The organism is Faecalibacillus sp. MSK20_93 (genome assembly GCF_020589945.1).
GTDB classification, from domain to species: domain Bacteria; phylum Bacillota_I; class Bacilli_A; order Erysipelotrichales; family Coprobacillaceae; genus Faecalibacillus; species Faecalibacillus intestinalis.
The window spans coordinates 28,473-50,661 of record NZ_JAJDKA010000015.1; the positions used below are offsets into that span (position 1 = coordinate 28,473).

At 29.9% G+C, this 22,189-nt stretch carries 26 protein-coding genes and 1 other annotated feature; all 26 genes read left to right on the forward strand.

The window, feature by feature from the left end; translation table 11 throughout:
• Positions 1 to 33 precede the first annotated feature (33 nt).
• The 26 genes from LJD34_RS06365 to dnaJ all read left to right on the forward strand — a co-directional run bounded on the left by LJD34_RS06365 (position 34) and on the right by dnaJ (position 22,126).
• Positions 34 to 192, forward strand: coding sequence for a hypothetical protein (locus LJD34_RS06365; protein WP_167389340.1), 159 nt, complete (start codon positions 34 to 36; stop codon positions 190 to 192).
• Between the two features lie 67 nt (positions 193 to 259).
• On the forward strand, positions 260 to 643 hold the full coding sequence (locus LJD34_RS06370; RefSeq protein WP_032091598.1) for an SPOR domain-containing protein: 384 nt from the start codon (positions 260 to 262) through the stop codon (positions 641 to 643).
• 46 nt (positions 644 to 689) lie between these two features.
• Complete coding sequence (locus LJD34_RS06375; protein ID WP_032091597.1) at positions 690 to 1,196, forward strand: biotin transporter BioY; 507 nt, start codon at positions 690 to 692, stop codon at positions 1,194 to 1,196.
• Positions 1,197 to 1,880, forward strand: a complete 684-nt coding sequence (gene radC, locus LJD34_RS06380; protein WP_032091596.1) for a RadC family protein — start codon at positions 1,197 to 1,199, stop codon at positions 1,878 to 1,880.
• A gap of 47 nt (positions 1,881 to 1,927) precedes the next feature.
• Positions 1,928 to 2,785: a rod shape-determining protein MreC gene (gene mreC, locus LJD34_RS06385; RefSeq protein WP_227359469.1), complete on the forward strand. Its 858-nt coding sequence runs from the start codon at positions 1,928 to 1,930 to the stop codon at positions 2,783 to 2,785.
• Positions 2,775 to 3,299, forward strand: coding sequence for a hypothetical protein (locus tag LJD34_RS06390; protein WP_227359470.1), 525 nt, complete (start codon positions 2,775 to 2,777; stop codon positions 3,297 to 3,299). The genes mreC and LJD34_RS06390 overlap by 11 nt, the downstream gene beginning before the upstream one ends.
• Positions 3,283 to 3,858: a hypothetical protein gene (locus LJD34_RS06395; RefSeq protein ID WP_227359471.1), complete on the forward strand. Its 576-nt coding sequence runs from the start codon at positions 3,283 to 3,285 to the stop codon at positions 3,856 to 3,858. Before LJD34_RS06390 ends, LJD34_RS06395 begins: the two co-directional genes overlap by 17 nt.
• Positions 3,851 to 4,630, forward strand: coding sequence for a septum site-determining protein MinD (minD, locus tag LJD34_RS06400; protein ID WP_022002228.1), 780 nt, complete (start codon positions 3,851 to 3,853; stop codon positions 4,628 to 4,630). The genes LJD34_RS06395 and minD overlap by 8 nt, the downstream gene beginning before the upstream one ends.
• 26 nt (positions 4,631 to 4,656) lie before the next feature.
• Complete coding sequence (locus LJD34_RS06405) at positions 4,657 to 5,094, forward strand: M23 family peptidase (protein WP_227359472.1); 438 nt, start codon at positions 4,657 to 4,659, stop codon at positions 5,092 to 5,094.
• 99 nt (positions 5,095 to 5,193) lie between these two features.
• Positions 5,194 to 5,898 (forward strand): site-2 protease family protein, encoded by a 705-nt coding sequence (locus tag LJD34_RS06410; protein WP_227359473.1) that lies wholly within the window; start codon positions 5,194 to 5,196, stop codon positions 5,896 to 5,898.
• A 41-nt stretch (positions 5,899 to 5,939) separates the two neighbouring features.
• Positions 5,940 to 6,010: a sequence feature (ribosomal protein L21 leader region), on the forward strand.
• Between the two features lie 16 nt (positions 6,011 to 6,026).
• Entirely contained in the window at positions 6,027 to 6,338 is a 312-nt protein-coding gene (gene rplU / locus LJD34_RS06415) for a 50S ribosomal protein L21 (RefSeq protein ID WP_032091590.1), read from the forward strand.
• On the forward strand, positions 6,338 to 6,661 hold the full coding sequence (locus LJD34_RS06420) for a ribosomal-processing cysteine protease Prp (protein WP_032091589.1): 324 nt from the start codon (positions 6,338 to 6,340) through the stop codon (positions 6,659 to 6,661). Before rplU ends, LJD34_RS06420 begins: the two co-directional genes overlap by 1 nt.
• Positions 6,662 to 6,665: 4 nt before the next feature.
• The gene (gene rpmA, locus LJD34_RS06425) at positions 6,666 to 6,950 is read left to right on the forward strand and encodes a 50S ribosomal protein L27 (RefSeq protein ID WP_022002223.1); all 285 of its coding nucleotides are present in this window, start codon (positions 6,666 to 6,668) and stop codon (positions 6,948 to 6,950) included.
• Positions 6,951 to 6,995: 45 nt separating this feature from the next.
• Positions 6,996 to 8,276: a GTPase ObgE gene (gene obgE / locus LJD34_RS06430; protein WP_032091588.1), complete on the forward strand. Its 1,281-nt coding sequence runs from the start codon at positions 6,996 to 6,998 to the stop codon at positions 8,274 to 8,276.
• A gap of 129 nt (positions 8,277 to 8,405) precedes the next feature.
• On the forward strand, positions 8,406 to 8,963 hold the full coding sequence (gene ruvA / locus LJD34_RS06435; protein ID WP_022002221.1) for a Holliday junction branch migration protein RuvA: 558 nt from the start codon (positions 8,406 to 8,408) through the stop codon (positions 8,961 to 8,963).
• Positions 8,964 to 8,973: 10 nt separating this feature from the next.
• A complete protein-coding gene (gene ruvB, locus LJD34_RS06440; RefSeq protein ID WP_022002220.1) occupies positions 8,974 to 9,963 on the forward strand; it encodes a Holliday junction branch migration DNA helicase RuvB in 990 nt (329 codons plus the stop codon).
• Positions 9,956 to 10,414 (forward strand): ComEA family DNA-binding protein, encoded by a 459-nt coding sequence (locus tag LJD34_RS06445; RefSeq protein WP_175301556.1) that lies wholly within the window; start codon positions 9,956 to 9,958, stop codon positions 10,412 to 10,414. The genes ruvB and LJD34_RS06445 overlap by 8 nt, the downstream gene beginning before the upstream one ends.
• Positions 10,405 to 12,411, forward strand: coding sequence for a ComEC/Rec2 family competence protein (locus tag LJD34_RS06450; protein ID WP_227359474.1), 2,007 nt, complete (start codon positions 10,405 to 10,407; stop codon positions 12,409 to 12,411). Before LJD34_RS06445 ends, LJD34_RS06450 begins: the two co-directional genes overlap by 10 nt.
• Positions 12,412 to 12,434: 23 nt before the next feature.
• Positions 12,435 to 13,385, forward strand: coding sequence for a DNA polymerase III subunit delta (gene holA / locus LJD34_RS06455; protein ID WP_147579948.1), 951 nt, complete (start codon positions 12,435 to 12,437; stop codon positions 13,383 to 13,385).
• Between the two features lie 8 nt (positions 13,386 to 13,393).
• Positions 13,394 to 14,605: an L-serine ammonia-lyase, iron-sulfur-dependent, subunit alpha gene (locus LJD34_RS06460; protein ID WP_227359475.1), complete on the forward strand. Its 1,212-nt coding sequence runs from the start codon at positions 13,394 to 13,396 to the stop codon at positions 14,603 to 14,605.
• Between the two features lie 4 nt (positions 14,606 to 14,609).
• Positions 14,610 to 15,683 (forward strand): radical SAM family heme chaperone HemW, encoded by a 1,074-nt coding sequence (hemW, locus tag LJD34_RS06465; protein ID WP_264474797.1) that lies wholly within the window; start codon positions 14,610 to 14,612, stop codon positions 15,681 to 15,683.
• A gap of 51 nt (positions 15,684 to 15,734) precedes the next feature.
• On the forward strand, positions 15,735 to 17,378 hold the full coding sequence (locus tag LJD34_RS06470) for an AAA family ATPase (RefSeq protein ID WP_227359477.1): 1,644 nt from the start codon (positions 15,735 to 15,737) through the stop codon (positions 17,376 to 17,378).
• A 140-nt stretch (positions 17,379 to 17,518) separates the two neighbouring features.
• On the forward strand, positions 17,519 to 18,547 hold the full coding sequence (hrcA, locus tag LJD34_RS06475; protein WP_032091581.1) for a heat-inducible transcriptional repressor HrcA: 1,029 nt from the start codon (positions 17,519 to 17,521) through the stop codon (positions 18,545 to 18,547).
• Between the two features lie 2 nt (positions 18,548 to 18,549).
• A complete protein-coding gene (gene grpE / locus LJD34_RS06480; RefSeq protein ID WP_032091580.1) occupies positions 18,550 to 19,107 on the forward strand; it encodes a nucleotide exchange factor GrpE in 558 nt (185 codons plus the stop codon).
• Between the two features lie 18 nt (positions 19,108 to 19,125).
• The gene (gene dnaK / locus LJD34_RS06485; RefSeq protein ID WP_227359478.1) at positions 19,126 to 20,943 is read left to right on the forward strand and encodes a molecular chaperone DnaK; all 1,818 of its coding nucleotides are present in this window, start codon (positions 19,126 to 19,128) and stop codon (positions 20,941 to 20,943) included.
• Positions 20,944 to 21,004: 61 nt separating this feature from the next.
• A complete protein-coding gene (gene dnaJ, locus LJD34_RS06490) occupies positions 21,005 to 22,126 on the forward strand; it encodes a molecular chaperone DnaJ (protein ID WP_227359479.1) in 1,122 nt (373 codons plus the stop codon).
• Positions 22,127 to 22,189: the final 63 nt, after the last annotated feature.

Consider the following 22,189-nt stretch of genomic DNA (forward strand, 5'->3'; position numbering starts at 1 on the left):
CTGTTCCTTAAATAAAAAAAGGAGGAAATGAAAATGCAAGAATTACAATTAACAAATCAAATGGAAATTATTGGTGGAGGAGTAGGAACATGGATTGTATGTGTTGTTGTGGGAGCAGCCGTTTATAAAATGTTATATTCTTCTAGTGGTCGTATTTCAATTCCAAGACTTGTTTCTATTGAATGGAGATAATAGATGAAGGTACTTCGGTACCTTCATATTCTTTATTAATTTTCATAGACTAGAAAGAGGTGAGTCTATGAAAAAGAAAGGAATGCTTATTTTTACTTTTTTGATGCTTTTATGTAATACACTAACTATGTATTATGTAAATCGAGCACTTAAACAAGAAATCAATATCTATGTTGTCCAAGTAGGACGTTATAAAGAAAAAGCAAATGCTGAAAATACAATGAAACAAATAGAAGAATTAGGATATAAGAGTTCTATGTATCAAGATCAAGAGTATGTTGTTATTACTGATATTTTTATAAAACAAAAAGAGGCACATCAACAAGCAAAAGAGATTGCTGAAAAAGGAAATACATGTGTGGTTAAAGAATATTTTATAGATGATCGTTATCAAGAGAAGATTGAAAAAAAAGAATATAATGCAATTTATCAATTTTTAAAAACAAATTGACAAGGAAGTTACTCTTTGATAGTATGCTTTCAGGGGGGTGAAAACTTTGAACTTCAAAACAAAAGAAATGTGTTATTGCGCACTTATGGCATGTATGATGGCTATATTTTCGCAAATTAAAATTGATTTACCAGGATATGTACCAATTACATTACAAACCTTTATGGTTTGTTTAATTGCATTGATTGCTCCTTGTAAAGTAGCAGTTAGTGCATGTGTTGTTTATTTGTTGATGGGAGCGGTTGGTTTACCTGTTTTTGCTGGATTTCAAGGTGGTATGGGATCACTTTTAGGTTATAGTGGGGGATATATCTTTTCGTTTCCAATAATGGTCTATGTTATTTCAAAATTAAAAACAAGAGTTCCTATTGGTTTAGCATGTATTATCGGAAGTGTGATCTGCTATTTTATTGGAACACTGTGGTTTATGTTTGTGACGAAGATGAATTTAAGTGCATCTTTAATGATGTGTGTTGTTCCTTTTATACCTGGAGATCTTATAAAAATAGTATTAGCCTATTGTTTAAGTAAAAAAATAAAAGTAAAGCTTTAAATGATGTTGAATTGTCCTCAATTTGAAAGACCAAGAGAAAAAGCAATTTATAATGGGATTGAAACTCTATCGAATCAAGAATTAATTGCAGTAATTTTAAGAACAGGAAATAAAGAAATGTCTGTTTTAAATTTGGCTTCTTTATTATTAGAAGAAATAGGAGGGTTCCAAGCTTTAAAAGATGTAGACTATTATCAATTAACGAAGATCAAAGGTATTAAACAAGCAAAAGCAATTGAATTAATGGCAAGTATAGAACTTGCGAAAAGAATGCAAAAAGAAAATACAAAAAGATTTGTTATTAAAGAACCTCAAGATGGTTATGAATATATTAAACATAAATTGATGTTTGAAAAACAGGAAAAAGTCATTTTACTTTGTTTAAATAGCCGTTTAGAAATCATTCAAGAGAAATTATTATTTATAGGAAGTGGGGATGCTTCTATGTTAGAAACAAAAGAGGTATTTCAACATACACTTAGATGTGGTGCTAATCGAATTATTTTGATACATAATCATCCAAGTGGAAATCCTGCACCATCTGTAGAAGATGAACTAATAACGCAAAAGATTAAAGAAATGGCGGATTGTTTAGAAATAGAGTTCATAGATCATCTAATTGTTGGCAAGCATTGTTTTTATAGTTTTGCTTCAAAAAAAATCTATCAAAATAAAGAAGATTGATTTTTTTTAGTGAACTCTATATAATGAATGATACTAGAGGTGATTATATGAACAATCGTAGAAAAAAAAGAAATAAAAGAATTATGATTGGTGTTTTTGTCGTTGTTATTTTAGTATCAGTTATTGGTTTTTTTGTAGGGAGAAAACAATCCCGTTTAGAAAAGACATTAAGTAATTCTATTTCTATGATTGAATACTATATTATTAAAAAACCTATTTCTTTTGTAAATGATATCTTTAATGAATATAATGATTTAAAGGATGTTTATGATGAAAATAGAATTTTAAAAGAAAAGTTAGATTCTTATGTCAATATTGAATCTGAAAATGAAGTTTTACAATCAGAAATTAAAAAATTAAAGAAATTAACAGAAATGGATTATCTTCCAAATGATTATAAAACGAAGGCAGCTAGTGTACAAATACGTGATCAAACAAATTGGAATGATGAAATTACAATTGATGCTGGAAGTTTAAATAATGTTCAAGAAGGAATGGCAGTTTGTGATTCTAAAGGAATGATCGGTGTTGTTAGTCATGTAACGGAAATTAGTTCTACTGTTTCGTTACTTACAAGTGAAAATCCATCAAATCAAATTCCAGTAATGATTATTAATGGTGATCAAACGATTTATGGATTATTAAAAAATTATGATGTTAATAAGAAAGTTTTAAATATTACTTTACTTTCAGGAATTGATAAATTAGAAAAAAATGCGAAAGTTTATACTTCTGGTTTAGGTGGAGATGGAAAATGTCCTAAAGGAATTTATATTGGTAAAGCAAAAAAACTGGTAACTCAAAGTGATGGAACAACAATGACTTTAACTGTTAAAATGGCTGCGCAGTTTAAAGATTTATCTTATGTAAGTGTAGTAAAGAAGGTCAATGGTAATGAAGAATAAGCTTGTTAGATATTTAATTATCATGTTTATTTCCTTTGTTATCGACAGTATTTTACGTTTTTATTTACCATCTTCAATTTTGAAATTAAATTTGACAATTGTTCCTTATGTTGGTGTGATGATGTTTGATTTATTGACGAATACAATTGATGAAGATCATCGTTATATTTTTGCAGGAATTTGTGGAATTTATTTTAGTGTAATTTATGGAAATTCTATTTTTGTATATGTCTTATTGTTCTTTATGTATTCTTTTTTTGAAAAGCGTTATATGAAAAAAGCTGTTATGACTTATTTTGAGGCGATTGTCATCGTTGTTTTGACAATTTTTGTACAGGAGAGTGTGTTATATTCTTTAATGTGGATAACAAATACAACTCAATTAGTGATAACAACATTTCTAATTAAGAGACTACTACCAACATTACTATTCAATATTGTTATTTTTAATGGGGTGTATTTTATCCACGATAAATTAAATCTTGAAGGTGATATTGATGTATATTTTAGTTAAGAATCTTAATGGACGTTTGATTTTTATAATGGATAATGAAGTCGATTTTGAAGTTTTATTAAATGAATTAAAAGGTCTTTTGGTGCAATCTTTCTTTAAAAAGAAGGATTATTACCCAAAGGCCTTTTTTGATTTGAAGGGTCGAATTTTGGAAAATGATGAGATATTACAATTTTTTGGTGTTCTTATAGAATGTAAAAGTCTCTTGTTTGGTGGTTTTATAGAAGAAAAAACGGAGGAGAAAAAAGAATTAAGAATGATCGATGCTTCTATACATGCGGGAGAAAAAATAGAAATTTATGAAGATACATTAATTACAGGTAAAATCAATCCAGGGGCCATTGTTCAAGTGTATGCTAAATTATATGTCATGCAAGGTGTTTTTGGGATTATAGAAGTCCAAAGTGAAGAAGCTTGTATTTCCAGTCAAAGATTTAAGAACGCAACAATTCGCTTTTTTGGAAAATCTATACACCATTTTACAACTTTCGAAATGTCACTTGTTTATTATAAAGATAACGATATCGTTGTAGAAAAGGGGGATTACATACATGTCTAGAATCATTACTGTGACATCTGGAAAAGGTGGTGTGGGTAAAAGTAGTATCAGTGTTAATTTAGCAATTGCTTTGGCACATCAAAACTTAAAAGTATGTTTGATTGATGGAGATTTTGGTTTAAAGAATTTAGATGTTATGATGGGATTGGAAAATAGAGTTGTTTATGATTTAAATGATGTGATTTCTGGTAAATGTGAAATTCATCAGGTGTTGGTCAAAGATAAAAGAGAACAAACGCTTTATTTATTACCAGCGTGTAAAACGTTGTCTTTTCAAAATTTAGATGCATCGATCATGGCTGCACTGATTGATTATTTAAAAAATGATTTTGATTTTATTATTGTAGATTCACCAGCAGGAATTGAACAAGGGTTTACTTATGCCTCATCAATTGCTGATGAAGCAATTATTGTTGTTAATCTTGATCTTGCAACATTAAGAGATAATGACCGAGTGATTGGCCTATTGCTTAAAAAGGGAATACAGGATTTAAAGTTGATTATTAATAAAGTGAATTTAGATGATATTGAAGATGGCAAATCATTAACGATCGATGATGCTTTAGATATTTTATCCTTACCACTTTTAGGAATTGTTTATGAAGATCATGAAATGATTGAAGCTAATAATAAAGGACGCCCTGTTTATTTGTTGAAGGGTCATCTTTTACATGATTGTTTTGATAATATCGCACATCGTTTGTTAGGACATAAAAGAGCTTTTGCTAAATGTAAAAGGAGAGGTTTATTAAGTCGTATCTTTTTGGGATGATTTCATATGATGTAATAGGTGATTATATGTCAGATTTGGATGATGTAAGAAAACGCATTGAAAAAAGGAAAAGACCACTTAATGATCATAATTTCAAAAAGCTTTATAATGGGATGGTACGTTTGATGGTTATGATGATTGTTGTTTTAGGTTCATTGATTGTTTTGAAAAATCCAGAACTTGAACAAAAAATATTTAATCAAAAATATTTACAACAATTGATTACCTTTGTTTCACAAAGTGTTTTAGATTTTTTACCAGAAGATGTTAAAGTAAGTCAAGAATTACAATATACCTTGATCAAGGATGACTATTATAAAGGAACAGGAAATCAGGTTCTTGCAATGAATAACGGTAAAGTGATTGATGTAAAAAAACAACAAGTGACTATTTTAGATGAAAATGGTACGGAAATTACTTTTTCTAAGTTAAAAGATATTCAAGTAAATAAATTTAAAAAATAAAACAAGGGGATACAATTGCTTTGTATCAACAAAAGTTTAAAATGATATTTGAATATTTAGGAAAACAAATCACTTATCAAGAATATTTGGGGATGTAAAATGAAAATACATCCCCTTACTTATCTTTATTTACTTTTAGCCTTTATATCAGGTTCTTCTTATTATGTGGCTTTTTTATTTTTTTCTATTTTACATGAAATAGGTCATTATCTTGTGGCACTTTATTTTTCTTTTGAAATTGAAAAGATTATGATACTTCCTTTTGGGGCTTTTTTATCGTTAAAAGATTTAGGAAAACATTATGTTTATGAAGAAATAGGGATGCTTCTTTGTGGTCCATTTATTAATCTTATTTGTTTTATTTTTTTTCTTTTTATAAAAGAACCATTGTTAGCTAAAATCAATATTTATATTTTAATATTCAACTTACTTCCAGTTTATCCTTTGGATGGTTCAAAACTTTTATTATTATTTTTATCTTATGTCATAGATTATCAAAAAGCCATGCAAATACAAATAAAAGTTTCACTATTGTTTATTTGTATTCTATGGATTATTACGAAACAAATAGGGAGAAAAATTATTTTAGGATATTTATTTTATCAAGTTATTTTATATCTTAAAAATTATCGTTTGATTTATATGGAAACATTAATGAGTGATCATCTTAGTAAAAAAAGAGTGAAAATAAATAAACATCTTGAATATTTTCGACCTTATCAAAATATCTATCATTTTCATCAACGATTTTATGATTTTGACACAATAAAAATTTATTTGATAAAATCTAAGAAATCGCATTGACTTTAATTGGAATATTCAGTATAATGCACTTGTTGTAGACCTCTAGACTACAACCGCACATAAGAGGTATTAAATGCGTTTGCTGCCTTGGTTGGCGAGTCTTAGAAAAAAATTATAGGAGGTGCGGTATGTACGCAATTATCGAAACAGGTGGAAAACAATTAAAAGTTGAAGCTGGTGATGCAATTTTCGTAGAAAAATTAGAAGTTGAAGCAGGAGAAAAAGTTACTTTTGATAAAGTATTATTAGTTGGAGATGAAACTGTAACTATTGGTGCTCCTTACGTTGAAGGTGCTACTGTAGAAGCTACTGTAGAAAAACAAGGTAAAGAAAGAAAAGTAACTATTTATAAATATAACGCTAAAAAACATTACCACAAAAAACAAGGTCATAGACAACCTTATACAAAATTAATTGTTGATTCAATCAACGTTAAATAATGATTAAAGTTCAAATAAAAAGAAATAATAAATATATTACTCAAATTAAAATAAAAGGACATGCCCAGTTTGGTGAATATGGCAAAGATCTTGTGTGTGCTGGCGTAAGTGCTGTAGCTACAGGTATTTGCAATACTCTTGCTAAAAAGGGATTTCTAGAAGAAAAAAAGTGTGCAATTATTTTAAAAAATGGTAATATAATGATAGATGTGTATGAAAATGATGAAATAATGCAAGTGATACTAGAGACTCTTGTGATTAGTTTGGAATCATTTACAGAAGACTATCATCAATATATCAAGATAACCTATGAGGAGGAATAACATCATGATGTTTAAATTAGATTTACAATTATTCGCTTCTAAAAAAGGGGTTGGATCAACTAAAAACGGTCGTGACTCAAAATCAAAAAGATTAGGAGCTAAATTATCAGACGGACAATTCGCTACTGCTGGTTCTATTATTTATAGACAAAGAGGTACTAAAATTCATCCAGGTACTAACGTAGGAAAAGGTGGAGATGACACTTTATTCGCTATGTGTGATGGAATTGTTAAATTCGAAAGAATGGGAAAAGATAGAAAAAAAGTATCAGTTTACCCAGCTGCATAATGAAATCCCTGAAAAGGGATTTTTTTTTGAAAGAGAGGTGGAAGTATGCAATTTATCGATAAAGCTAAAATATATATTGAAGCTGGTAAAGGTGGAGATGGAACGGTGGCTTTTAGACGTGAAGCACATGTTCCAAAAGGTGGACCTGCCGGTGGAGACGGTGGAAAAGGTGGAAGTATTATTTTTGAAGCAACAACATCTTTATCAACGTTATTAGATTTAAAATATAAACGTGTTTATAAGGCACGTCCTGGTGGTAATGGGATGGCTAAAAAAATGCATGGTGCAGATGCAAGTGATTTAGTAATCAAGGTACCAGTGGGGACAGTTATTACGAATGAAGAAACTGGAAAAATTATGGCTGATTTAACAGAAGACAGACAACGTGTCGTTCTTGCTAAAGGTGGTCGTGGTGGAAGAGGAAATGCGCGTTTTGCAACTTCTCGAAATCCTGCACCACAAATTTGTGAAAGAGGAGAACCGGGAGAAAAATTTGATGTTTGCTGTGAGCTTAAATTATTAGCAGATGTTGGACTTGTAGGGTTCCCTTCAGTAGGTAAATCAACATTCTTATCTGTTGTTTCACGTGCAAGACCAGAAATTGCTGATTACCATTTTACGACTATTGTTCCTAATTTAGGAGTCGTTCAAGCAAAAGATGGTCGTAACTTTGTTATGGCTGACCTTCCAGGATTAATTGAAGGGGCAAGTCAAGGTAAAGGACTTGGTCATCAATTTTTAAGACATATTGAAAGATGTCGTGTTATTGTTCATATTATTGATATGGGTGGTATTGAAGGACGTGATCCTTATGAAGATTATTGTACAATTAATGAAGAACTTGGACAATATCAATATCGTTTATTAGAAAGACCACAAATTGTCGTAGCTAATAAAATGGATGAAGAAAATGCTGAAGAAAATTTAAAAGCTTTCAAAGAAAAAGTAGGAGAAGATGTTAAAGTATTCCCTATTTCAGCAATTATTCATGAAGGTGTTGATCAAGTATTATATGCTGTTGCAGATGCTTTAGAAACTGCGCCTAAGTTTGATATGGAAGAAGTAGAAGAAAATACAGTTGTTTATAATTATGAAGAAGAAGAGGCACCATTTGTTGTTCACAATTTAGGTAATGGTCAATGGACAATTACTGGTAAGAAGATTGAACGTCTTGTATCCATGACTTCTCTAGTAAGTGATGATGCAATTAAACGTTTATCTATTAAAATGCGTAATATGGGAATTGATGAAGCTCTTAGAAACGCAGGATGTCAAGATGGAGATGTTGTTTCTATTCTTGATTTTGAATTCGAATTCTATGATTAATGAATCAGGCTTTATGCCTGATTTTTTATTTTCAGTTAATAGATACTATGATATAATTGAGACAAATTTGACACAAATTTGAGACGAAATGATTCGTTTTTTATAATATAATAGTAATAGGAGAAATGTATGTATAGCTATATAAAAGGTTTGATTGTTGATATTCAAAGTGATCATATTGTTTTAGAAAATAATGGGATTGGTTATTTAATTTATGTGAGCAATCCTTATGCTTTTTCTAAAGGAAAAGAAGTGGTTGTTTATCTTTATCAACAAGTAAAAGAAGATGGTATTTTATTGTATGGATTTAATTTAAAAGAAGAAAAAGATTTATTTTTAAAATTGATTTCAGTTAAAGGAATTGGTTGTAAAAGTGCTTGTACAATGCTAGCAAGTGGAGATGTTGAAGGAATTTGTGAAGCTATTGAAAGTGGCAATATGACCTATTTAAAGAAAATACCAGGTATTGGACCTAAAGCAGCAGGACAAATTATTCTTGATTTACAAGGAAAAGTAACTGCTACAAAACAAACTGTCGTTAATCAAGAATTGGAAGAAGCTATGGAAGTATTAATTGCATTAGGTTATAAACAAAGTGAAGTAGATAAAGTTGTTAAGAAATTGACAGATGAAAATTTAGATACAAATGGTTATGTCAAAAAAGCATTAAGTTTAATTGTTAAATAGGAGGGAAAACATGAACGAGGTTTTAGATCCTGAAATTGTAGAAGATGATGAAAGTTCGCTTCGTCCAAGTGATTTTGATGAATATATTGGACAAACAAATCTTAAAGAAAATTTAAAAGTGTTTGTAGGGGCTGCAAAGCTTCGTGATGAGTCGTTAGATCACGTTTTACTTTATGGACCACCAGGTTTAGGAAAAACAACTATGTCAATGATCATTGCTCATGAAATGGGAACTCATATTAAAATTACAACAGGTCCAAGTATTGAAAAAACAGGGGATCTAGTAGCTATTTTAACAGCTCTTGAACCAGGTGATGTTTTATTTATTGATGAAATTCATCGTTTAAATAAAGTGGTAGAAGAAATTTTATATCCAGCGATGGAAGATTTTTGTGTTGATGTTGTTATCGGAAAAGAAGCATCTACAAGATCGGTAAGGATTGATTTACCACCTTTTACCCTTGTTGGGGCAACAACGAGAGCAGGTGATTTATCAGCACCATTAAGAGACCGTTTTGGTATTGTTTCAAAATTAGAATATTATAGTGAAGAAGAACTGACTCAAATTATTGATCGTACAAGTCGTGTGTATAATATTGTTATGGATGATGATGCTAAAAGGGAACTTGCAAGAAGAAGTCGTGGGACACCACGTATTGCAAATAGATTATTTAGAAGAGTTAGAGACTTTTCACAGTTTTATGGCGATGCAACAATTACAAGAGATAGAACAATTGAAGCATTAGAAAGATTAAAAGTAGACAATTTAGGATTAGATGATGTTGATCATAAGTATTTATTAGGAATCATTCATCGTTTTAAAGGAGGACCTGTAGGACTTGAAGCAATTGCTGCATCTATTGGGGAAGAACCACAAACTTTAGAAGATGTCAATGAACCTTATTTATTACAAATTGGTTTGATTAAAAGAACGCCAAGAGGACGTATAGCAACAGCTGAGGCTTATCGTCATTTAAATATTGAACAAGATTATGAATAGTTTTGAAAAGATAGGACTTATTGTCCTATTTTTTATTTCTCTCATTTATAGTTATGTAAAGCCAACAGCTATTGTTGAAAATATTCAAACCAAACAAAATATTATCATTTATGTAGAAGGAGAGTTTGAACAAAAACTCTCCTTTAAAACAAAACCAACAATTAATGATGTTTTAACAAAACTGCAAACAGATAACCATTATCAATTTAATGAAAATTATCAACTTACAAATGAAAGTAAACTTTATTTACCTCATGGTCAAAATCTGATTTCATTAAATCATGCTTCACTTGATGATTTAATGACATTAAAAGGAATAGGAGAAAAAACAGCCATAAAGATCGATGAGTATCGACAAAAAACACCATTTCAAACAATTGAAGATTTAATGAATATTCAAGGAATTGGTGAAAAGACATATCTTCGATTAAGGGAGTATTTATGTTTATAAAAGGAAAAGGTTTTTATCTAGCACTTCCTTTATTGGTGGTTGTTTTAGCTAAAATGTTACATCCTATTTTATATGTATTTCTTATTTTTTATTTTATTTTTCTGTATTTAAAACATTTTAAAATACTATTGAGTGTAAGTTTACTGTTATCATTTCTCTTATTTCTCTTTTTTTATTTACCACAACCTTTAAATCAAAATGAAATTTCAGGAAAGGTCGTAAGTAAAGATGATCAAAGTATTGTTGTCAAGAGGGGGTATCATAAAGTAAAGGTTTATGGAGAATTTAAAAATATCTCGTTGTTTGATGATATTTCTTTGATAGGAAAACCTTATAACTTCCATCAAATACAAAATGATTATGCGTTTAATTATCAATATTATTTATATAGTTTAAATATTTTTGATACTTTACAACTTGAAAAAATAAAAAGTAATCAACATCAAGATCATCTATATCATTATTTAGAAAAAAGAATCAAGACATCTTCCAAAGTAAAAAGTCTGTTATCTTTATTTATTTTAGGAACAAAAGATGAACAAATGAAAGAATATTATCAAAAGTTAACGCAACTCTCGATTGTTCATTTATTTGCTCTTTCGGGTATGCATCTTACAATTTTACAGAAATGGTTGATGAATTTTTTAAAATTCTTTTTTTCAAAAAAAGGACAAAAATGTATATCTCTTATATTGATTGGGGGTTACATGTTTAGTATTCCTTATAATATTTCTTATTTAAGAGCGTATCTAATGCTTTTTTTACCAATGATTTTTGGTAAATGGTTAAATCAGTTGGATATTTTTTCTTTTTTAACAGTTGGTATGTTAATGTATAATCCTTATTTGATTTATAATTTATCTTTTATTTTTTCTTATTTGATTTATTTTTTTATTTTACTTTTACAAAATCAAAAAGCAGGGAAATATTATTTATTTTTAGGTTCAATTCCCATTATTATTTCTATTCAACATGTTTTACCGGTGTTTTCTTTTTTGATAGGTATTCTTCTAATGCCTTATATAGAAATGATTTATAAAAGTATGCTTTATTATTTATTACTTGGAAAATATGTTTTACCTTTTTTATCTTTAGAATATGAATTGTTATTAAAAATGATTGCTTTTATTTATGATTTTTCTTTTACATTGCCTTTTAGTCAACCGACTTTATTTTTTATAGGTGTTTATTATTATCTTTATTTAAAAGGAATTTATAAATTGAATGTCAATAGAAAAGTAATCCAAGAAGTATGTCTATTATTAAGTGTGTTACTTGCTTTTTATTTTTATCCTTATTACAACATGAAAGGACAAGTTGTGATGATTGATGTGGGCCAAGGGGATTGTTTTTTTATTCAACAGCCTTATGCCAGAGGAAATGTATTGATTGATACGGGGGGATTACAAAAGAGTGATCTTGCGACTTCTCGGTTGATTCCTTATTTACAAAGTCAGGGCGTTTTTTATTTGGATGCCGTTTTTATTTCACATGAAGACTATGATCATTGTGGAGCGTTAGCGTCTTTGAAAGAACATTTTAAAGTTAAAAAGGTTCTCTATGATTTTAAAAAAAAGAAAATTGGCGATTTAGTTTTTAAAAATTTAGCTTTAGATAAATATTATACAAATTCAAATGATCGCTCTTCTATTATTTACGTGACTATCAACCATTTAAATTATTTATTTACAGGTGATATTTCTAAAGAGGTGGAAAGTGATTTATATCAGACATATCATCATTTAGATGTCGACGTTTTAAAAGTGGCACATCATGGAAGTAGCAGTTCTTCAAGTGAAGATTTGTTTAAAATGATTGATCCTAAAGTAGCGCTTATTTCTGTAGGAAAGAATAATCGTTATAGACATCCATCTTATTTAACATTAAAAAGATTAGAAGCATATGGGGTGAAAATTTATCGCAGTGATCTTCAAGGAATGGTTAAGATTGTTTATTATGTAGGTAAGAATTATGTCATGACTTCAAGTGGTTTTTAGTTTATAATAGCTATGGTGATGATATGTTATATGTATTATATGGAACAGAGAGATTACTGATGGATCAACGTTTAGATAAGTTAAAAAAAGATCATCATTGTAATCAAGAACAGATGAATTATACAGTTTATGATGTTTCTAAAGAGGGAATGAAAGTTGTTTTAGAAGATGTAATGACACCTCCTTTTTTAAGTGATGAAAAAATGGTTGTTATTAAAAAAGCAGATTTTCTAACAACCAAAAAAATAAAAAAAGATAATCATGATATAGATTATTTTATGCAATGTTTACCTTATTTAGATAAAACAGTACATCTTGTTATTTTTAATGATGAAAAGAATTTTGATGAAAGAAAAAAAGTTGTCAAGATGTTAAGAAAAGAAGCACAGTTTTATGAAATCAATCCTTTAAATTATTATAAAGTTTCTGATACAGCAAGACAGGCTGTTAAAAAAAGAAATTGTACTATTGATGATGATGCTTTAGAGTTACTTTTAAGTAGAAAAGGAACAAATTTAATGGATATTGCTAGTGAAGTAGAAAAGCTTTGTTTATATACACAGCATATTGATATTCATTGTGTTGAAGAACTTGTCAATCGTCCCTTAGATGAAAATGTTTTTGATTTAACAACAGCTATTTTAAGTAAAGATAAACAAAAGATGATGTCTATTTATAAAGATTTAATGACAATTAATGAAGAACCAGTTAAATTGATTGTTTTGGTAGCTAATTCTATGCGTTTGATTTATCAAGTAAAATTATTAGATAGAAAAGGGTATACTGATCAAGAAATTGCTAAAATGTTGGCAGTTAATCCTTTTCGCTTAAAATATGTAAGAAAAGAAGGCCAATTTTTTCAAATAGATGAACTACTTAGATGTTTAAATGAATTATCTTTATTGGATGTTAAAATTAAGACGGGACAAATAGATAAAAAATTAGGCTTAGAATTATTTATGTTAAGAATATAGGAGAAATTATGGAATCATTAAGAGAATTGTTTAAGATAGGATTTGGACCATCCTCTTCACATACAATGGGTCCTCAAAGAGCAGCTTCTAAAATAAAAGAACAGTATCCAAATGCTTCACGTTTCGAAGTTGAATTATATGGGTCGCTTGCCTTAACTGGAAAAGGTCATTTAACAGATTATATTATTAAACAAACATTGGGCAAGCAAACGATTGTTCGTTTTAAAAGTGATCGTTTACCTTATCATCCAAATGGCATGAAATTTTATGTGTACCAAGATGAAAAAGTTCTTGATACAATTACTGCTTATTCTATAGGTGGAGGAACTGTTGAATATGAAGGAAGTAAGTTGCAACAAACAAAACAAATCTATCCTCATAAAAATCTTAAAGAAATTATTCAATATATTGAAGACAATGGTATTTCCTTCTATGATTATGTTTTAAATTATGAAGATGAACATTTTAAGGCCTACTTATTTGAAGTGTTAGATAGTATGTTTACCTGTGTACAAAATGGCTTACATCATGAAGGAGTGATTCCTGGAAGGTTACAACTAAAAAGAGTTGCTAAAAGTATGTATCAACAAGCAATCAATACGCGAAGAGAAAGTGATCGAGAAAGATTGCTTGTTTCAAGCTATGCTTATGCTGTTTCTGAGGAAAATGCCTGTGGTAATAAAATTGTTACTGCGCCAACATGTGGAGCAAGTGGAATTTTACCAGCTGTTTTATTTTATTGTTATAAACAATTAGAAATTCCTCGTAAAGAATTGATCAAAGCTTTAGCGGTTGCTGGTTTATTTGGAAATGTCATTAAACATAATGCGACAATTTCAGGGGCTGATGGCGGATGTCAAGCAGAAGTTGGCAGTGCTTGTGCAATGGCTGCAGCAGCCTATGGTTGGATTTTAGAACTTAATAATTCTTTAATTGAATATGCTGCAGAGATGGGGCTTGAACATAATTTAGGACTAACATGTGATCCGGTTGGTGGCTATGTTCAAATTCCTTGTATTGAAAGAAATGGTTTTGGTGCTTTACGTGCAATCGATGCAGCAAGTTATGCTAAACAATTAGGTTATTTAAGAAAGAACAAAGTTTCATTTGATTCAATTGTGAATGTTATGAAAGAAACTGGAAAAGATTTAAATAGTGCTTATAAGGAAACTTCTTTAGGTGGACTAGCAAAGGAATTTGGTTTAAAAGATGGAGACTAGAAGTTTGTATGTACACATTCCTTTTTGTGAATCTATTTGTAGTTATTGTGATTTTTGCAAGGTCTATTATGATCAAAAACAAAGTGATCTCTATTTACAAAGATTAAATGAAGAATTATCACAAATAGAGCAACATCATTTAAAAACGATTTATATTGGAGGGGGAACCCCTAGTGCTTTAAATGATGAACAATTAGAAAAATTAATGTCAATGTTAAAACCCTATAGTTTAGAAGTGGAAGAATATTGTATGGAAGTTAATCCAGAGTCAATGGATTATTATAAGTTAAAGATTTTAAAAAAAGGTGGTATTAATCGTTTAAGTATTGGTGTACAAACGTTTCAAGATCATTTATTAAAAGAAATAGAGCGTCATCATAATACAATCCAAGTAAAAAATATTATTAAATATGCTAAAGAAATAGGTTTTGATAATATCTCAATTGATTTGATGTATGGGTTACCAAAACAAACAAAAGAAGATATTCAAAAGGATATAGAAATTTTAAAATCTTTAGATTTGCAACATGTTTCTTATTATTCTTTGATTTTAGAAGAAGGAACGATTTTAAAATATAAAAATTATCAGCCTTTAGATGAAGAAAGCGAATATCAATTAACATTATTCATTGATCAAGAATTAGAAAAAATAGGTTTTGAAAAATATGAAATTTCTAATTATGCTAAACAAAGATATCAATCGAAACATAATCTTATGTATTGGTACTATAATAATTATTATGGAATAGGATTAGGTGCTTGTAGCAAAATTGATGGACAAATTATAGAACATAGTCGATCACTTACTAAATATTTAAATGGTGATTTTAAAACAACAACAATTGATGAAACAAAAGAAGAAACAATGTTTAATCAAATAATGATGTCACTTCGTTTAAAAGAAGGGCTAGATTTAAATAAATTTAAAGAAAGATATCAAGAAGATGCCCGTATTCTATATAAAGAAGCGATTACTAGAAATATAGAAAAGGGTAGATTGATGATTGAAAATGATTATTTAAAAGCAACTCAAGAAGGTCAGTATGTTTTAAATGATATATTAATTGATTTTATGTAAAGTGGTATACGGATAATAAATGGTTTATAATAAAACAAAGAGGTGATGAACATGAAGAAAATACCAACAGGAATAAAAAGTTTTAGTAAGCTTAAAGAAGAAAATTACTACTTTGTTGATAAAACGTTAATGATTAAAGATTTTTTAGAAATAGGATCAGAAGTAACACTTGTTACAAGACCTAGAAGATTTGGAAAAACAATTAATATGTCAATGATGTCAGAATTCTTTGATATTACGAAAGATTCTAAAGAAATCTTTAAAGGTACTAAAATCATGGATACACCTTATGTAAGTGAAATAAATCAATATCCAACGATCTTTATCTCTTTTGCGGATGCAAAAAGAGATAAAGTAGCGGTTGTTTCCACAATAAAGATGCAAATATTAAAGCAATGGAAAAAATATAAATATATCTTTAAAGGTTTAGATGAGTTTGATTTACCAATATATCAATCCCTATTAAAAATATTAACACAAACAGAAGATGGAAGTCTTGTAGGAATAAATGATGCGATAGCTTTTTTAATGGATAAATTACAAGATTACTATCATAAGGAAGTAATGGTCTTTATTGATGAATATGATACACCTTTTATAGAAGCACATACAAAAGGGTTCTATGAAGAAGTAAGAGGAGGATTATCAGGTTTGCTTCATAATTCTCTTAAAACATCGAACAGTTTAAAGTATGCCTTTATTACAGGTATTCAAAGAGTAGCTAAAGAAAATATCTTCAGTGATTTAAATAATCTTGTTGTTTGTGATGTAACGGATCAACGTTATGCTGCTTATTTTGGCTTTGACAGTGATGAAACAAAAGAATTACTAGAATACTATGGATTAGAATTAAATAATAAAGTCAAAGAGATGTATGATGGCTATCATATAGGCAATCGAGATATCTATAATCCATGGTCATTATTAAATTATGTTGATACAAAAGAATTGACATCTTATTGGGTCAATACCAGTGCCAACAGTATGATCAAGACAGCTTTGAAACAAGCAAGCTATACATTTAAAAATCAATATGATAAACTCATTAAAGATGGTAAGTTAGATACCTATGTTTCAATGCAGACAAGTTTCTTTGAAGAAGCGGATAATTCAACTTTATGGGGATTGTTTGTCAATGCAGGGTATCTTACAGTTACAAAAGAAATAGATCTTTTAAAAGGTAAATATTGTATCGAAATACCAAATAAAGAAGTCGAACAGGAATTTATAAAACTGACAGAATATCAGTTAGGATTAAGCAGTGGAACATTAGATACAGTAACTGAAAGTCTAACCAAAGAAGATCAAGAAACATTTTTAGAAAGCTATCAAGAAATCTTAATGGTACCAAGTTATCATGATTTACAGAAAGAAAACAGTTATCATATGATGATGCTAGGAATGTGTTTATGTTTAAATAAAGATTATGAAATCATTTCTAATAGAGAAGTAGGAAAAGGAAGAGATGATCTCATCTTAAAAGCCAAAGATGAAAAGAAAACATCATTCGTCTTAGAATTCAAATATCTAAAAGAAGATAAAAAAGATCTTGAAAAAGCATTAGATGAATTATCTAATAAAGCTATTCAACAAATCAAGGATAATAAATATGATTATGGATTAAAAGGAAAAGTCATTTATATAGGACTTGCCCATCATGGTAAAGATGTAAGTATTAAATGGGTTGAAAGTTAAGGGCCTCTGTTAAGTAGACAGAGGTTCTTTATTTTACGATTTTTTTTGATTTTTTAGCACCAAGTTATTGACAGTGCTAAAATAAAATGTATAATGTATTTAGCACAAGAGAAATAGGAGTGCTAAAGGTGGTGAACTTGATGTTAACAGCAAGACAAATGCTGATATTTAAATGTATAGTTGAAGAGTTTATTGAAAATGCTGAACCGGTTGGATCCAAGGCATTGATGGTAAAATATCAACTTCCTTATTCAAGTGCAACGATTCGTAATGAAATGAATTTTCTAGAAAATTATGGTTATCTAGAAAAAACACATATTTCTTCTGGAAGAGTACCTTCTAAAGAAGGCTATCGTTTCTATGTTCATAATTTAGGAAAAGTTGATTTGGATGAAGGAACAAAAAATCAAGTTGCTACAATTATTAATAAGCATCGTCGAAATTTAAATGAGATGGTGCATGAAAGTTGTAACATGTTGAGTGAATTAACTCATCTTACAAGTGTTGCATTAGGAAATGCTTCAGATGATATGCTGCAACGCATCTCTGTTGTTCCTTTGGATGATGGACGTGTAACAGCAATTATCATTACAAGTCAAGGTCATGTTGAAAATAAAGTTTTCCAATTTTCAAGTGATGTAGAAATGGAAGATTTATTAAGTTGTGTTAATGTGATGAATGAATTATTGATAGGAACACCTATCAGTGAAGTAGCATTTCGTTTAGAACGAGATGTTCGACCAATTCTTACAACGCAAGTGAAGCAACATGAAGAATTATTTAATGCGTTTTTGGAAGCATTCGTTAAATTTGCTTCAAATAGTGTTTATTTTTCTGGAAAAGAAAATATTCTCTATCAACCAGAATTTAATGATGTGGATAAATTAAGAAGACTTGTAAGTGCTTTTGAAAATTCAAAAGTGTGGAAAACTCTACCATTATCGAGTGAGGATGGTATTCAAATCAATATTGGAAATGAAACACCTCTAGGAAAAATGAATGATGTTTCAGTAATCTCTGCTTCATTTAAAACAGGGGAAACATCAAAAGGTTCTATTTCGGTAATTGGTCCAACAAGAATGCCTTATGAAAAAGTAGTGGCATTAGTAGAGTATATATCTGAAAATATTGAAAAGGCTTGTTTAGAAGATAAACAAGATGAGAAATAGAGGTGAACAAATTGGCTGAGGAAACTAAAGTTGAAAAAGAAGTAACTGAAGAAGTTGAAGAAAACAAAGAAGCTGAGGCTGAAGTTGTTGAAGAGGAAAAAGTTGATCAAGAAGATCAAATTAAAATTCTTCAAGGTGAAGTTGATAAATGGAAAAATGATTATTATAAAGTGTTTGCGGATATGGAAAACATTAAAAGACGTATGCAAAATGAACATGCAAATAACTTAAAGTTCATGATGCAAGGTTTTATTGAACAAATGTTACCAATCGTTGATAACTTTGAAAGATCATTAGCAATTGAAAATCCAAGTGAAGAAGTGGCAAACTTCTTAAAAGGATATGAAATGATTTATAAACAAATCATGACATTATTAGAAAACCAAGGAGTTAAAGTGATTGAAGCTGAAGGTAAAGAATTTGATCCTAACTTCCATCAAGCAGTAATGACTGTAAGTGATGAAAACTTTAAACCTGGTATGGTTGTTGAAGAGTTACAAAAAGGTTATATGTTAAAAGATCGCGTTATTCGTGCATCTTTAGTAAAAGTAAGTGAATAAAATAGGAGGATTTATATTATGGCAAAAATTATTGGTATTGACTTAGGAACTACAAACTCATGTGTAAGTGTGTTAGAAAACAATGAAGTAAAAGTAATTGCAAACCCAGAAGGAAATCGTACAACTCCTTCAGTTGTATCTTTCAAAAATGGTGAAATTATTGTTGGGGAAGCTGCAAAAAGACAAGCAGTAACAAACCCTGATACAGTAATGTCGGTTAAACGTTATATGGGTACTGATCATAAAGAAAACGTAAATGGTAAATCTTATACACCACAAGAAATTTCAGCAATGATCTTACAAAACTTAAAAGCAACTGCTGAAGCTTATTTAGGTGAAACAGTAACAAAAGCAGTTATCACTGTACCTGCATATTTCAATGATGCTCAAAGACAAGCAACAAAAGATGCTGGTAAAATCGCTGGTTTAGATGTTGAACGTATCATCAACGAACCAACTGCTGCAGCATTAGCATTCGGTCTTGATAAATTAGATCAAGAACAAAAAGTATTAGTATATGACTTAGGTGGTGGTACTTTCGACGTATCTATCTTAGACTTAGCTGATGGTACATTTGAAGTATTAGCTACTGCTGGTAACAATAAATTAGGTGGGGATGATTTCGATAAGAAAATCATGGACTACATCGTAGATGAATTCAAAAAAGAAAACGGAATTGATTTATCTAACGATAAAATGGCAATGCAACGTATTAAAGAAGCTGCAGAAAAAGCTAAAAAAGACTTATCTGGTGTAATGCAAACTCAAATTTCATTACCATTCATTTCAGCTGGTGCTGCTGGACCATTACACTTAGAATTATCATTAACAAGAGCTAAATTTGATGAAATTACAAGAGACTTAGTTGTAGCTACTGAAGGACCAGTTAGACAAGCATTAAGTGATGCTGGAATGCAACCAAGTGAAATTGATCAAGTATTATTAGTTGGTGGATCTACTCGTATTCCTGCTGTTCAAGAATCTGTTAAACGTTTACTTGGAAAAGAACCTAACAAATCAGTAAACCCAGATGAAGTTGTATCTATGGGTGCTGCTATCCAAGGTGGAGTTATCGCTGGTGACGTTAAAGATGTCTTATTATTAGATGTTACACCACTTTCATTAGGTATCGAAACAATGGGTGGAGTTATGACAGTATTGATTGAAAGAAATACTACAATTCCAACTACTAAATCACAAGTATTCTCTACTGCTGCTGATAATCAACCAGCTGTTGATATCAACGTATTACAAGGTGAAAGATCAATGGCTAGAGATAATAAACAATTAGGTTTATTCAAATTAGATGGTATCGAACCAGCTCCAAGAGGAGTACCTCAAATCGAAGTTACTTTCTCAATTGACGTTAACGGTATCGTAAATGTTAAAGCTAAAGATTTAAAAACTCAAAAAGAACAATCGATCGTTATTCAAAACTCTACAGGATTATCTGATGAAGAAATCGATCGTATGGTAAAAGAAGCTGAAGCTAATAAAGCTGAAGATGAAAAGAAACGTAAAGATATCGAAACAAGAAATAAAGCTGAACAAATGATCAATGAAATTGATAAAGCTTTAGCTGAACAAGGTGATAAGATTGATGCTAATCAAAAACAACAAGCAGAACAATTAAAAACTGAATTAAAAACTGCTTTAGATAACAATGATATGACTACTCTTGAAGCTAAAATGTCAGAATTAGAACAAATGGCTCAACAAATGGCATCATATGCTTATCAACAACAACAAGCAAACCCTAATAGTGGTGCTGGACAAACAACATCAAATAACAATGATGATAATGTTGTTGATGCTGATTTCGAAGAAAAGAACTAATCACTTAAAAAACCAAGGTTCTTCCTTGGTTTTTTAAAAGTATTATAGAAAGGATGATTTTATGGCAAGTAAAAGAGATTTTTATGAAGTCTTAGGGATTTCAAAAACAGCAAACGCTGATGAAATAAAACGTGCATACCGTAAAAAAGCAAAACAATATCATCCCGATATCTGTAAAGAACCTGATGCAGAAGAAAAATTTAAAGAAGTTCAAGAAGCTTACGAAGTTTTATCTGATGATAATAAAAGAGCGGCTTATGATCGTTATGGACATGCAGCCTTTGAACAAGGTGCAGGTGGTGCTGGAGCCAGTGGCTTTGGTGGATTTGGTTTTGAAGATGTCGATTTAGGAGATATTTTTGGATCATTCTTTGGTGGCGGGGGAAGTCGTCGTCAAAGACAAAATGGACCACGTCGTGGTGATGATCATTTAATGCGTCTAGAAATTGATTTCATGGATGCAATCAATGGTGTTAAAAAAGATATTAAAGTAACTTATGATGCAGAATGTCCTCATTGTCATGGTAGTGGTGCAAAAACACCAAACGATGTACAAACATGTTCGCATTGTAATGGTACAGGAACTGTTTCTAAACAACAACAATCTCCATTTGGTACATTTGTAACACAAACAACATGTCCACATTGTAATGGTACTGGTAAAAAAATTAAAGTTAAATGTCCTGACTGTCATGGTAAAGGATATATTACAAAAACAGTTACTGTTCAATTAGATATCCCTGCTGGTATCAATGATGGTCAACAATTACGTGTTGCTGGTAAAGGTGGAAGAGGATCTAATGGTGGATCTAATGGTGACTTATTTGTAGAAATCCGTGTAAGAAACAATACACACTTTATTCGTGAAGGACGTAATATTTATGTTACAATTCCTATTAGTTCAGTTGATGCAACTTTAGGATGTGAGGTAGATGTACCAACAGTACAAGGTGACGTGAAAGTTAAAATTCCTGCAGGAACACAATCTGGAACAACTTTAAGATTAAAAGGTAAAGGGGTCAAAGATTTAAGAGGAAACGGATACGGAGATCAAATGGTTAAGGTTGAAGTTAAAATTCCTACAAAACTTTCTAGTAAAGAAAAATCATTGTATGAACAATTACAAAAATTAAGTAAAAAAGAATCTATCTTTGAATCATTTAAGAAAGGATTTAAAAGATAGAATAGCGAGTAAATATAGTGGGGTGAGTTCAGTTTCATCTCACTTTTTTGGCTTTTATAGTTG